We start from the raw sequence: 12,014 nt of genomic DNA, 5'->3' as shown, positions 1-12,014 counted from the left end.
GACTCGGCCCCGGTTGCCCGATGCGTGCATCCCGCCACGACATGAACACGACGCCACGGTTGAAAGTGGCGCAGTGATCACATCGTGGCGGCGTAGCTCGTCCGGCCACCGGGAGGGCTGTCCGAGCGGCCGATGGAGCTTGTCTTGAAAACAAGTGGGCAGAGATGTCTCGTGGGTTCGAATCCCACGCCCTCCGCACGCTAGATCCCGGAACGTCCCCGCTTTTCCGAGGGGTTGGCTCACTTATCGGCTCGGCTTGCCCACAGTTTGCCCACAACTGTGTTCGCCAGTCTCTGATCCAAACGCTCGGCTACGGCGTCAAGGTCGTCGTCGAACAGGTCCGAGTACACGTCGAGGGTCATTGAGGCAGACGCGTGCCCGAGCATCCGTTGCACGGCTTTTACGTTCGCGCCTGCGCTGACGGCGAGGCTTGCAGCAGTGTGTCGGAGCGTGTGTGGAGTGATCGGCGGTAGGCCGGCTGAAGTTACAGCAGCGGGGAACCAGCCGTGCCCGTTGTGCGACCGGCGCTCGTGAGTTCCGTGGCGGCTGCTGAAGACCAGATCGTCCTCAGTCTTACCTTCGCACTGCTGGGCAAGCGGAAGGGCCAAGAGGGCCGGGAACGGGACGCTGCGGCGTTTGTGCGTCTTGGGAGTCCCGACCTCGATGCGGTCACCGACCTCGACGGCGTTGACCGTGACATTGATTCGACGTCGGACCATGTCGAGATCCTTAACGCGCAGGCCCACGGCCTCTCCCCAGCGGAGGCCGCAGTAGGCGAGAGTGAGGACGAGTGTGCCGCGATCACCTGCAGCCATGGCAAGGGCTGACACCTGGTCGTGAGTCAGGTAGACGTGTTCCTTCTTCGTCTTGCGAGGGAGGTTGATACCTCGGGCAGGGTTGCTCAGCAGCCGGCGATCCTTCACCGCCACGTCGAGAATCGCTGCCAGGACGCCGTACACGCGAAGCACGGTCGTAGCGCCACGCTCCCGTGACAGGTCGCTGACCCACGTCTGGACATCGCTGTGGCGGATTTCGCTGACCTTGCGTGCGCCCCACCGAGGCTCGACATAGAGCCGCCACGCGATCTCAAGGGGCCGCAGTGACGATGGCTTTAGATGCGACTGGTTCGACAGCCACGGCGGGCCAAGGGTGCCGATGGTCTCACGCGCGTCGGCGGGCTGCACGAACTCTCCGCGAGCCTTGGCGACCTCCACGGACGCCAGGAAGAGGTCCGCATCGCGTTTTGTTCTGAAGCCACGCTTGTCGGTCTGTCGGTGTTCTGGGGTGCGGTAGCGGACGCGATAGCGCTTGCCGGCTGCGGTTTCATAGGGGGTGACGCTTCCCACGGCTAGTCGTCGATCTTGAAGTTCTGCAAGTCGACGCCAAGGTCACGCAGCTCTTGCCGGGTCTTACTGAGCATTTCGCGCGCTTCCTCCACGTACGGCTGGTGAGCTTCGCCGTTGTCGTACTCGTGCTCGCGGAGGCGGACTGCGGCTTCCTCCCACGTGTACCGGTCGAGGGCCTTGATGAGCGAGTTGGCGTAGCCCCGTCCTGGGCCGAGTGTCTTTTCATGCAGAGCTGAGTTCGGCTGTCCAAGGAACCAGCTCATGAGGTAGCGCGAGCGAACTGCCTCAGTGCCTGTCGGTGTCTTTGCAAGTGCCACGAATCGCTCGGGCTCCTCGAGGGGTAGCGCGAGTGCCACGGGCGGAATGTCGAGCGCCCAAGCCAAAGTCAGCATCTGATCGACAGTGACGTCAGTTTTGCGTCCGCTTTCGATGTTGGCGATGACTCCGCGCGAGATCTCGCCGTTGATTCGGTCGCTCAACTCGCGGGCACTGAAGCCGGCCATCTTCCTGTACTTGGCTAGCCGTGCCCCGAAACCGTCACTTGCTCTGATGCTCACGCTCTCTACTCTAGTGGTCACTAGGGCGCAAGAATAGTTTTGACGACACACCTTCTGTCCACTGGACACAAGTTTCGTCTGCGCGTAGTCTGTGTACAGCAGAGACAATCAGTGTCCTGCAGACGAACGGAGGCAAAGTGGCTTCTCAGCCCTCAAGCCAGACGCAGATGATCGATCGCTACCTGAGCGACGACGATGTCTGCCAGCTCATCCCTGGAATGACACCCAGCAGGCTCAAGAACTTGCGATTTCTTGGCACTGGACCCGAGTACTTGGTACCTACGCCGAAGACCATCGTGTACTCGGAGCGACGAGTCCGCGAGTGGTTGGAGTCGACAGCACGAACCGGGACGGCGGACGCTTCCTGACCTACGTGAACCTCAGTGGAGCTGACCATTCGCTCGACTACAACTCGCTGACTTACCGCGACCCAACTGGGGATGAGGCTGTTCGAAACCTCAGTCCAGGTGACGTCTCGATCACTTGGCCGGATGGGTTCACGATCTGGGTGCCCGCGCCTCAAGCACGGCTCCTCAGTCGGTTCTTGTCTGTGGCCTACTCATTCCGAATGTCTCGGAAGGCCCATATCTGGGCCACTCAGAAAAAGAACGACCCCGCCGCTCTTGCAGGAGCGAACGGGGCCAGGTCCACCACGCAACCATCACGAAGCAGGAGAACCAATGTCTAAGTCAATCATCGCACCCGCCACGGGCAAAGCGACAGCCCCCACTTCGGTGGACGCGCTCACAATCATCGACAACGCCCAGTTCGAACCAGGCACTTACCTCACCGCCTGGAAGCAGAACGGCGACGACTGGCAGCTTTCGGTCGACTACTTCGAGCATGAAGGCAGATGGGCTGTCTACGGGGTTATGGGTACCGACACCAGCCCCCTCACCGTCTCCAAAATGGCGGAGATTCTCGAGGCCCATGAAGACGCGCAGGGTGTTGCCGACCACCTGAACAACACGCACGCCTTGACGCCGGTGCTGCGGAGAAACTGTGAACGGAAAGAACAAGTTGCGGGCTTCCTCGCAGCGATGACCGTCGTGGGGGTGCAGTGAGATGGCGACCGTGACAACAGGCATGAACGGCGACCAGAAGTCCGTCGTACTCATTACGAACCACAGCCGGTACGAGATTACAGAGCATCTGACGCCCTCTGAATCAAAGAAGCTGGCGGTGCAGCTGTTGTCGGCTGCGGGGCGCGCAGAACGGTCCGCAGTGGCGTCGGAGTGGCCGTAGGTAGCCGCATGGAGAGTGACAAGGCGGGAGCCGCGCGTGAAGCGTCGGCTCCCGTTTTTACGTATCCAGACCGAATCGCCCTGAGCCGAGGGGCGGAACGCTACCTCGAGCAGTTGGGCGTGGATTTGCTGACCGGAGAGGTCGAGGCGTACCAGCTTCCACCCTCGCTTCTGCAGTTCTTCACCTTCGCCTTTGAGCAGGGCAAGGCCTCCCGCCAGAACGAGGTCGACAACCTCAACCGTGAGGCTGACCGGCTCTACGCCGAGATGTGCCGACGCATCCCACCCCCTCAGAGCGATCCGCGGAGCTTTGCCGACCTGAGCCGCATACGTGGCGACCACGAGCGAGCTGACCGACACGAACAACGCATGTCATCTATTTCCGAGTCTTTGGGTTTCTCCCGGCCCGAACCGAACACCAAGGACCACACCGCATGACCCGAAACAGCACTCAGCCGGCCAAGCCGCCGACGAGAACGCTTGCCCTGACTCCCTTATCTCTCGTGCGCCCGCAACGGCAGACATTTCTCTGGAATGGACGCATCCCGATGGGCACCGCGACGATCTTCGCCGGCAGAGGCGGCGAGGGAAAAAGCACGTTCTCACTCTGGCTAGCGAGCGCCGTCACGAGGGGGCTGCTGCAAGGAGAGTTCGAAGGCAGCCCCCAGAACGTCCTCCTAGTAGGCCACGAAGACGACCTCGGAACCGTCGTGCGCCCCCGTCTCGACGCCGCAGAGGCCGCCATGGACCGCATCAACGCCATGACCATCAAGACGCACCTCGAAGGAATGGAGCTAAGCGAAGTGCCGTCGATTGCGGACGATCTCCCTCGGATTCGTCAAGCGATCGAGGAGACAAACGCAAAACTCATCATCGTCGACCCACTGACTTCGATGATGGACGGCGCGAACCTCGACAAGACATCCGAGGTGCGGAAAGCGCTCAACCCCTTCACAACCCTTGCGGGGGAGATGAACGTCGCGATCGTCGCGCTCATGCACTTCCGCAAGGGACAGGGCGACACCCGCGACCTACTTAGCGGCAGCCACGCCTTTCGAGACACCGCCCGCAGCGTCATTCTCTTCGCTACGGATGAAGAGACCGGCGCGCGAGTCGGCACGGTGGACAAGTCGAACTACAGCGAGAGCCGGGGCGACTCGTTTGCTTTCCAGTTGGTCTCGGCTCAAGTCCCGGTAGACGACGGGACTCAGGCTCAGGTAGCTCGCGTGGACTATCTAGGCGACTCCACCATTTCGGTGTCAGACATCGTGAACAAGCCTGACGACGTGGATCTTGGCGAAGCAATTGGCGCGGTCGTGGAGTGCGTGAGCCGCCACAGCGAGGGCATCAAGCCTGCAGCCGTCGCCGACGAAACGAACCTGCCAGCCAACGCAGTCCGCACCTACCTGACGCGAGCTGCCAAGCGCGGACTCATCGACAAGGCGGGGCACGGGACGTATCTGCCGAAAGCAACAGCTCCGTCAGTGCGTACATCTGTTGCACCTGTTGCCTCTGTTGCTCTTAACCCCCTAAAAGCAACAAAAGCAACAGAAGCAACTGCGCAACAGGCTGACTCACCTGTTGCTTTGTGTCGTTCCTGCGGACTTCGCCTCAACCCGGCCGTCTCTCACCACGGCATCCATCCGATGTGCGAGGACACCACCAATCTGACTCAACACGCAGCTAGGACGGCCTGAACATGCGACCGATGCAACCGCTTAACCGCCTCGAACTCATTGCCTCGCGCAGCGCCTTGCGCCTCGTGCTGCGTCGAGACACGCAATCAAGGGAAGCAGAGATCGATAGCACCCTTGATGACCTCAACGTCGTGGAGGCACAGGAGGTACTCGACGGAATCGTCCGAACGCTTCTCATCACACTCGACGACCTCGCCATCCGAGGTGGCTTCGAGGAAGACCTGCAATCCAACGTCCGCGCTTTGCTGGCCGCGCTACCTGACATCGAATCCGAAGGAGGCAACCGTGCCTAGACGCAACCGGCTTGCGCGCCCGTACCAGCCCCGTCACTCGTACACGCGCCTCTTGGCTGATGAGCTGCACAGCTTGTGGCGAGAACGACGGGCTGCCCTGTCGAGCCAAAACAACCCATTCGTCCCGCAGCAGGAGGCGTCATGACAGCACGCCATCTCACGCAGCCAGCACTAATTCTCGAGGGCCGAGACGCCGCGATTCTCTGGCAGATAGGCCAACTCGAACCGGCGCGCGTGAAAGCTCGTGGACGCGATGAGGAGGGGTACGCCGTACTTCTCGCGGTCTACCAAGCAGCCCTTACCTGGCGCAATTCCGTCGAGGGAAAAGCTGCAAGCCAGTCGGAGGAAAGACGGGAACGTAGTAACTGGGTCACCCCGACGGATCTTGCAAAGCAGCTCGGGGTGACACCAAGGACCATCCGAAACGACATCGCTGGCGGAATACTCCCGGCGACAAAGAGAGACCGGCAATGGGTCATTGACCTGCCGGACGCCTTCACCTACATCGCCGCGCGCCGGCCCAACTGAAAGCGACACCCATGCCTTCACCGATTAGCTCCACCAGCTACCAGAACGCCAACCTCAACAGCCGCGAGTTCCAGGCTCGCATCGAACAGATCCGTGGTGACGGCATGCTGTCCGATCAGGGCAAACTCGGGGAGATCAAAGCGGAGTACGACCGAGCGCTGGCCACGAAAGCCAAGATCGACGCCGACCGGGTCAAGCAGCTCGAGGCCCGCCGCAGCAGCATTGAGCAGAACCGGTTGTGGCTGCGCCCTAGCGAGGCGGCGAACTCGTCCACGGTCATCGCGTTCCGTGACTCGCAGCAGCGCGCAGACACGCTTAAGGATGAGGCAGAGGCACTGCGCTCCCTCGAACGTTCCGAGCGGTCTGGTGACAACCTCCACGCCCGCGCCATTCTTGCTGCCGCGTTTGAGCCGGACCGCATGTGGATCAACGTCGTCGACGCCTACGTGGCCAAGCACCCCGAGACTGAGGCCGACCTGCACGAGTTGTGGGCAATGGTCAAGGAAGACGGAAGCGGGAATGGGCCGCTTGACACCGATACCTTCGCCCAGCTCCTGGCCACGCCCACAGATGTTCGGCTGCCGCGCGAGCTTGGTGGACGGTTCTAAGACATGGCAGACGGCATCGGGCTGAACAGCCCCGAGATCGAACGCATCGCAGCCGGCAGTTCGTCCGGTGCATCGGACCTCACCAGAGCGATTGCGCAACGTGTCGAGATAGCAGGACGGGCAGGGTTGCCCCCCGAAGCCGTCCGCTTCCTGACAGGAGACGATGAGGCATCTCTTGCCGAATCCGCGAGTTCACTCGCCGGATGGCTGGCGGCCTCATCTGCTGCGAAGCCGCGCATGGTCATTCGCGGGGAAGGTAACCACCCAGCTACGCACCGCAGCGGGTCCGACCTCGAGGACGGACTGCGTAAAGCGCTCAATTTGCCCTCCGCCTGGTAGCCCCTCCACCTCTTCACCGGGCGCCCGCCCACATCAGTCACACATTCATCGCTGATCTCCCGCAGCAGACCTACTGCACGGGAGATCTCTCATGGCGGCAGCCAGCAACTACCAGGCCTGGGTTGAGGTCGTCCCTCAATTCAAGGGCTTCAACAAGTCAGTCGACAAGAACGTCTCGCAGTCCCTCGGTGACGCGGGAGACGCGGGAGGCAAGGCCTTTGGCGGTCGGCTCGCCAGCGTTCTCGGAACCATTGCTAAGCCCATCGCCATCGCTGGTGGTGTCGCTTTTGCAGGCATTGGGGCTGCGGCTGGCGTCGCGCTCACGAAGGGTCTCGACCGGTCTCTGAGCATCCAGGATGCCACCGCGAAACTGACCGGCCTCGGCCACTCCGGCGATGCCGTCAAGCAGATCATGGACAACGCCCTCGCTTCGGTCAAGGGCACAGCGTTCGGCCTGGGGGATGCTGCCGGGGTTGCGGCTGGTGCTGTTGCTGCGGGCATTGAGCCTGGCGAGAAGCTGACTCGTGTACTCAGCCTGATGGCCGACTCGGCAACTATCGCAGGGACTGACCTCAGCTCAATGGGTTCGATCTTCAACAAGGTCGCCGCATCGGGCAAGTTGCAGGGCGACGTCATCGCTCAGCTTCAGGATGCGGGCGTCCCGGTCCTGCAGTTCGTGGCGAAAGAGATGGGTGTCACCGCTGAGGAGGCCGCCAACCTCGCCAGCGAAGGCAAGGTCAGCTTCGAGACCTTCGCCAACGCCATGGAAACCGGCCTAGGTGGCGCGGCGCTTTCATCGGGCAAGACTGCGCGGGGTGCTTTAGCCAACTTAGGGGCAGCCCTCGGCCGCTTTGGAGCGAAGTTCACTGAGCCGGTCGTAGCTGCTGCACCCGCCTTCTTTGGCAGCTTGACCGGTGCTATCGACAAGCTCAGCGAAAAGGCCCAACCTTTCGCGGACCAGTTCTCCACGTGGGTTGGTCCGGCAATCGAGAACGCCGGCACCGCTATCTCCGGCTTTATCAACGGGGAACCCGGAAAACTGGCCGACTTCTTCGGCGGAATCGGCAAAGCGATCGAAACGATCGGGCCGCACATCCCCGCCCTCGTCCGCGGCATTGGCGACTTCGGTGGCAAGGTCGCTGACGTCCTCGGACCGGCGATCAGCGACAACCTCCCCGGCCTCCAAGATCTCGCGGAGACGTTCCTCGATACGGCCACAGACGCACTGCCGCAGATCATCCCCGCGCTGGGCGAACTGGTGTTGGCTCTGCTGCCGATTTTGCCCGCGATCACACCGCTGATCACGCAAGCACTGCCGCCCCTGATTGACCTCTTCGGTCAGCTCGTGGATGTGGTCTACAGCGATGCGACCGGACTCGATCAGCGCGTTGCAGCCTTCAAGGGACTCGGAGACGCACTCGCGTTCCTGCTTGGCGCACTCCCCGGCCCTCTGGTACTCCTGCCTCAACTTGCGGATGCGTTCAGCAGCACGGAGGGGGCTGTCAACTTCGTGGAGCAGGCCATGTCGGGAAAGCTTGGCCCCGTCATCCAAGCCATTGGCGGGTTCATCTTCGACCTGGCCTCCACGTTCCGAAACGCACTGACCTCAATTCGGTTGACAGTCGAAACGGGGGTCGAGGCGGTCCGGTCAGCCTTCGACCGCGTGTTCAACAGCCTGCCGACACCGGTGCGGAATGCTCTTTCGACCGTTGGGTCCGTGATTTCGGGTGGGATCAGCGGTGCTGTGTCCACTATCGCGACGCTCGGCCCTCGAGCCGTCTCTGCCCTTGGGAACACCGGATCTCTCTTGGTCGGTGCAGGCCGAAACCTTGTCGACGGATTCATTGCCGGAATGGTCGGGGGCATCGGTCGGGTCGCTGCTCGCGCTGCGGAGCTTGCAAACGCTGCACGCACTGCGGCGGAACGGGCATTGGACATCAACTCCCCGTCTCGGGTCTTCCGCGACGAGATTGGCGTCATGGTCGGACGTGGCTTCGCTGATGGTCTCGACAAGTCAGGCGGCCTTGTTTCGAGCGCGATGGGACGCCTCACCGCCACTCCGCCACTTGTTGCTCCAGTAGTCGAGACCGCGCCCCTGAGCGCACGGGCACGAGTGAGCATGGCGGCTGCTCCTGCCTTTGATCAGTCCAATGCAACCGGAAACGCGTCGGGCGGCGCTTTCGTCGGCACGCTCGTGCTGGACAGTGGCGAGTTCCTAGGACGGGTCCGCGGTGAAATTCAAGCCGCCGACCAGCAGGGGCAGATGAGCAACCGCATGGGCCGTCAAGTGCGCTAGACCACCCTGCAAGTGAATTCACAGAGGCCACCCTTGGGGGTGGCCTCTGTCCAGTCCGGAATAGTCGCTACGAACTGCATTGGCTAGGAAAGGCAAGACTTCTCCCCGCGATCGCAGTCCCTGGGCAAGCACAGGCCCTCGTAACGGGGGAGGCAATCCTCGGGTGATGTCGCTATGGTCTTTGCGTGACGTCGAACGGGCCATCTGCACTCATCGTGCGGCTATGGCGCTGGGACGCAGAACGCCTCGTGAAAGACGCAGTGGCCGACTATCGCCAACGCCAAGCACAGAATCGTCCGTTGCTTTACAGCGTCTCTGTCTGGGGGATGGAGCCCGGGGAGAATGAAAAGCGAGAGAGTTTGGTTCAACGGCTGTGCGGATACGTATCAAGCAAACGCAAGGCCCCGCGGGCGGCTTTCGTGAGCCTCGCCGCCCTAACGGGGGCAGGCTTTGATGTCCAAGAGAGCACCGAACCAAAACACCACTACGACGTGGTGATCCAAGATCCCACCGACGAGCTTGAGATTGCCAGACTTGCAGCAGTATTCAGCAACACAGAAGAGAGAAGGTTCCCGGCATGTTTACCCTCGACTTCGTGAAGGTTCCGGCCAAGGTGGTCGTTGACCCGAACAGCGTGAGTTTCATGAACCCGGATTGGAGCGTCGCCCTTCTCGAGGAAGCCTCCCAAGTGCCGGTCGTTGGTGAGCGCATCGTTGCCTACCAGCCCGAAGTAGATGCTCCCGACTGGTTGGGCTATGCACGGGTTGAAGCTGTCGATCAAGTGCATGGGCTCGTTCATTTCAACGTGGATTGGGATAACTTCGCCGAAGAGTCGACACCTGTCTCGGCGGCGGCTCGACTCGTCAATGCCTCGACGGCTCTCGTCAGCGAGTTACTGTCCGGTCCTCGATTTCCTGAGTCTTTTGCGGTGTCCGGGCGACGTTTCGTTCCCTCTGGGGCGGTTGTCTAATGCGTCTCGCTGTCGCCATTTTCTGCGAGTCAATGACATTGCAAGAGGGCTCACTTAACGCGCTGCGGATGCCTGTCAATCAGATCAATCGATCATCGTTCCCGGCAAGGCTGGGAGCAAGCCTCCTTGTCGTCCCTGAGTTCGAACCCGGGGAAGAGACTGACTCCGTACCTCTAAAGATCGAAATTGTGAAGTTGGCGACATTAGAGGAGCCAGACGAGGTGCTCGCAGAGCTGCAGGGGCACATCACGACCGAGATCGAGGACGACGAGGTGTCTACCTATACGCCCGTGCCTTCACCCTTCGCCGATCTCGTGCTGCCTTCACCCGGTCTCTACGCGGCTAGAGTGAGCCTCGGCGATCTCGAGCCTGCTCTCATCAAGGTTCGGGTAAGCCTGATCGAAGGCACAGGATAGGGACGGTGCGGCACACGAAGGCTGCTATCCAAGCCACTCTTCAGTCGCCAGAGTCCATATGAATCAGAGCTTGACGAACTTCTCGACGGCTTCCGCGGAAGACTTAAGTGCAGCCCAGTCGTAAGCATTCGATTCTCGTGGACTCAGGAATTGAACACGGGTTCGGAGTGGACCTTCTGCTTCGATCAGAAGCGCATTCCCGCTAGCGGCGGTCAGCTCGCCACGCACGTCGAGGAGGGCTGCAGCGCCGGCGGGGTCGTGGGCTTTGATCTGCTTCGACGCAGCGGCCAGCGACTTGCCTATGGCTTTCCGGCTGCTTGCGTCGAGCTTGTCCGCCGCCAGCCTCGCCCCAAGGTCGTGCAGCCCCTCGAGCAACTGGGCTGCCTCCGCGTAGACGCTCTCGTCTTGCTCGGCCACACGTGTGTACCGGTTCGCTTCGATCTCCACCAGGCCGTAGCTGTGGAGCTGCGCGATCGCCTCACGGACAGGCGTGCGGGAGACTCCGAGCCATTTGACGAGCTGGTCGTCGTTCAAGCGCTCACCCGGCTCGAGCGTGCCGTCAACAATGGCGGCGAGCATCTTGTCGAACACGACATCGCGGAGGAGTCGACGAGGGCCGGTGGTTTCTTCGGTCTGAGGGATCGGCATGGGCTTGAGAATAGTCGATGGTGTGTCTGATATGTCAAGACCATTGTGGCCCCTCGCCTCGCGAACAATTCGTGGCTCAGCGCGTCGAAAGTCCCTACAGTGGCTAGGTGGAACAGCGCCCGTGGAGCAACAAGCAACTCAAGGACTTGAGCAACCACATCCGGGATGACTCTGCTCCTCATCCCGCTTTGCCTGACTACGACCAAGTCATGGTCTACTACAACGATCTAGCCGCCGAGGTGCTGGTCGCGCTGCAGACCTATGATTGGGCCGCCTTGCTCGGTCACAACGATTTTCGAATCAGTTCCCGCCCCAAGACAATCGATACTCTCCGGCAGAAGCTCCGCAGGCAGCCGAACCACACCATTGCCACCATCAACGATGTGGCGGGTGTTCGCTTCGAGGCGCGAATGACTTTGGTGCAACAAGAGATAGTTGCAAAGGCCATTGCCGATGCCTACGGCCAGAAAAACGACAGTATTTCGGATCTGCGAGAGACGCATCACAGCGGCTATCGAGCCATGCACGTCAGGTTGACGTTCCCCGGTGTGGGTCGAGTCGAGGTCCAGGTTCGGACGTACATGCAGGGCGCATGGGCTAACGCATATGAGCGAGCTGCCGATGTGTTCGGTCGAGAGACTCGCTACGGCGACATTCCGCAAGATGAGACTGTCCGAACGATCGTCGAAACCCTGCAGACGATCTCGACAAGCTTCATTCGGGATTACGAACTGATGGAGTCTGCTGTCATGAAAAGCCGTGAAGAGGTTGATCCACTTGTGGCTGCAGATCTCGTCTCGCCTTCGGAGTCAAAGCGTCAAAAAGCCCGCGACGCGCAGTCCAAGATCGATGCTTTCGACAAGCAAGTAATTGAGACCCATCAGTTCGTCGTAGATCAGCTGGCGTTCTTGGAGGGTGTCTTCACTAGAGTTCAATTGGAATGGGAGCTGAGCTAATGCCCGGATTTGTAATCGAGTACAACAGGCGGTCCGGAACGCGGCGCGTGACGAGCTACCTGGGAGTCGACGGTCACCGTGAGGCCATGCGTCAGCGTCTCCTGCTTGAAAGAGAG

At 61.1% G+C, this 12,014-nt stretch carries 15 protein-coding genes and 1 tRNA gene; 13 read left to right on the top strand and 3 right to left on the bottom strand.

Annotated features, from left to right (window positions below):
• The first annotated feature begins 111 nt into the window (after positions 1 to 111).
• A tRNA-Ser gene (locus QRN23_RS12495) sits at positions 112 to 196 on the top strand.
• A 43-nt stretch (positions 197 to 239) separates the two neighbouring features.
• Here the strand turns inward: QRN23_RS12495 and QRN23_RS12490 are convergent.
• Both QRN23_RS12490 and QRN23_RS12485 read right to left on the bottom strand, forming a co-directional pair.
• Positions 240 to 1,346 carry a tyrosine-type recombinase/integrase gene (locus tag QRN23_RS12490; RefSeq protein WP_285063698.1) on the bottom strand — a complete coding sequence of 369 codons (1,107 nt, stop codon included), beginning with the start codon at positions 1,344 to 1,346 and terminating at the stop codon, positions 240 to 242.
• 2 nt (positions 1,347 to 1,348) lie between these two features.
• Positions 1,349 to 1,903 carry a helix-turn-helix domain-containing protein gene (locus QRN23_RS12485; protein WP_285063697.1) on the bottom strand — a complete coding sequence of 185 codons (555 nt, stop codon included), beginning with the start codon at positions 1,901 to 1,903 and terminating at the stop codon, positions 1,349 to 1,351.
• A 680-nt stretch (positions 1,904 to 2,583) separates the two neighbouring features.
• Here QRN23_RS12485 and QRN23_RS12480 point away from each other — a divergent pair.
• The 11 genes from QRN23_RS12480 (at position 2,584) to QRN23_RS12430 (ending at position 10,294) form a co-directional block, all read left to right on the top strand.
• Positions 2,584 to 2,967: a hypothetical protein gene (locus QRN23_RS12480; RefSeq protein ID WP_285063696.1), complete on the top strand. Its 384-nt coding sequence runs from the start codon at positions 2,584 to 2,586 to the stop codon at positions 2,965 to 2,967.
• Between the two features lie 189 nt (positions 2,968 to 3,156).
• Positions 3,157 to 3,585 (top strand): hypothetical protein, encoded by a 429-nt coding sequence (locus QRN23_RS12475; protein WP_285063695.1) that lies wholly within the window; start codon positions 3,157 to 3,159, stop codon positions 3,583 to 3,585.
• Positions 3,582 to 4,844 (top strand): AAA family ATPase, encoded by a 1,263-nt coding sequence (locus QRN23_RS12470; protein ID WP_285063694.1) that lies wholly within the window; start codon positions 3,582 to 3,584, stop codon positions 4,842 to 4,844. Before QRN23_RS12475 ends, QRN23_RS12470 begins: the two co-directional genes overlap by 4 nt.
• A gap of 11 nt (positions 4,845 to 4,855) precedes the next feature.
• The gene (locus QRN23_RS12465) at positions 4,856 to 5,137 is read left to right on the top strand and encodes a hypothetical protein (protein WP_285063693.1); all 282 of its coding nucleotides are present in this window, start codon (positions 4,856 to 4,858) and stop codon (positions 5,135 to 5,137) included.
• A 141-nt stretch (positions 5,138 to 5,278) separates the two neighbouring features.
• Complete coding sequence (locus QRN23_RS12460; RefSeq protein ID WP_285063692.1) at positions 5,279 to 5,665, top strand: helix-turn-helix domain-containing protein; 387 nt, start codon at positions 5,279 to 5,281, stop codon at positions 5,663 to 5,665.
• Between the two features lie 11 nt (positions 5,666 to 5,676).
• Entirely contained in the window at positions 5,677 to 6,273 is a 597-nt protein-coding gene (locus tag QRN23_RS12455) for a hypothetical protein (RefSeq protein WP_285063691.1), read from the top strand.
• 3 nt (positions 6,274 to 6,276) lie between these two features.
• Complete coding sequence (locus tag QRN23_RS12450) at positions 6,277 to 6,612, top strand: hypothetical protein (RefSeq protein ID WP_285063690.1); 336 nt, start codon at positions 6,277 to 6,279, stop codon at positions 6,610 to 6,612.
• A 91-nt stretch (positions 6,613 to 6,703) separates the two neighbouring features.
• Positions 6,704 to 8,908: a tape measure protein gene (locus QRN23_RS12445; RefSeq protein WP_285063689.1), complete on the top strand. Its 2,205-nt coding sequence runs from the start codon at positions 6,704 to 6,706 to the stop codon at positions 8,906 to 8,908.
• A 185-nt stretch (positions 8,909 to 9,093) separates the two neighbouring features.
• Positions 9,094 to 9,507, top strand: coding sequence for a hypothetical protein (locus QRN23_RS12440; protein ID WP_285063688.1), 414 nt, complete (start codon positions 9,094 to 9,096; stop codon positions 9,505 to 9,507).
• A complete protein-coding gene (locus tag QRN23_RS12435) occupies positions 9,486 to 9,878 on the top strand; it encodes a hypothetical protein (RefSeq protein ID WP_285063687.1) in 393 nt (130 codons plus the stop codon). Before QRN23_RS12440 ends, QRN23_RS12435 begins: the two co-directional genes overlap by 22 nt.
• Positions 9,878 to 10,294: a DUF6941 family protein gene (locus QRN23_RS12430; RefSeq protein WP_502874817.1), complete on the top strand. Its 417-nt coding sequence runs from the start codon at positions 9,878 to 9,880 to the stop codon at positions 10,292 to 10,294. Before QRN23_RS12435 ends, QRN23_RS12430 begins: the two co-directional genes overlap by 1 nt.
• Before the next feature lie 63 nt (positions 10,295 to 10,357).
• On the opposite strand, the gene QRN23_RS12425 is transcribed toward QRN23_RS12430, so the two are convergent.
• Positions 10,358 to 10,942, bottom strand: coding sequence for a GntR family transcriptional regulator (locus QRN23_RS12425; protein ID WP_285063685.1), 585 nt, complete (start codon positions 10,940 to 10,942; stop codon positions 10,358 to 10,360).
• A gap of 107 nt (positions 10,943 to 11,049) precedes the next feature.
• Here QRN23_RS12425 and QRN23_RS12420 point away from each other — a divergent pair, with 107 nt between their 5' ends.
• Complete coding sequence (locus QRN23_RS12420) at positions 11,050 to 11,898, top strand: RelA/SpoT domain-containing protein (RefSeq protein WP_285063684.1); 849 nt, start codon at positions 11,050 to 11,052, stop codon at positions 11,896 to 11,898.
• Positions 11,899 to 12,014 lie beyond the last annotated feature (116 nt).

This window comes from Frigoribacterium sp. ME-P-080 (assembly GCF_030209595.1).
Lineage (GTDB): Bacteria > Actinomycetota > Actinomycetes > Actinomycetales > Microbacteriaceae > Frigoribacterium.
The sequence above is the reverse complement of the archived record's forward strand: the minus strand, read 5'-3'. Positions and strand labels throughout refer to the sequence as shown.

Coding starts and splice junctions, on each gene's coding strand:
- QRN23_RS12480 (WP_285063696.1), top strand. CDS start 2,584: ATGTCTAAGTCAATCATCGCACCCGCCACGGGCAAAGCGACAGCCCCC.
- QRN23_RS12475 (WP_285063695.1), top strand. CDS start 3,157: ATGGAGAGTGACAAGGCGGGAGCCGCGCGTGAAGCGTCGGCTCCCGTT.
- QRN23_RS12470 (WP_285063694.1), top strand. CDS start 3,582: ATGACCCGAAACAGCACTCAGCCGGCCAAGCCGCCGACGAGAACGCTT.
- QRN23_RS12465 (WP_285063693.1), top strand. CDS start 4,856: ATGCAACCGCTTAACCGCCTCGAACTCATTGCCTCGCGCAGCGCCTTG.
- QRN23_RS12460 (WP_285063692.1), top strand. CDS start 5,279: ATGACAGCACGCCATCTCACGCAGCCAGCACTAATTCTCGAGGGCCGA.
- QRN23_RS12455 (WP_285063691.1), top strand. CDS start 5,677: ATGCCTTCACCGATTAGCTCCACCAGCTACCAGAACGCCAACCTCAAC.
- QRN23_RS12450 (WP_285063690.1), top strand. CDS start 6,277: ATGGCAGACGGCATCGGGCTGAACAGCCCCGAGATCGAACGCATCGCA.
- QRN23_RS12445 (WP_285063689.1), top strand. CDS start 6,704: ATGGCGGCAGCCAGCAACTACCAGGCCTGGGTTGAGGTCGTCCCTCAA.
- QRN23_RS12435 (WP_285063687.1), top strand. CDS start 9,486: ATGTTTACCCTCGACTTCGTGAAGGTTCCGGCCAAGGTGGTCGTTGAC.
- QRN23_RS12430 (WP_502874817.1), top strand. CDS start 9,878: ATGCGTCTCGCTGTCGCCATTTTCTGCGAGTCAATGACATTGCAAGAG.
- QRN23_RS12425 (WP_285063685.1), bottom strand. CDS start 10,942: ATGCCGATCCCTCAGACCGAAGAAACCACCGGCCCTCGTCGACTCCTC.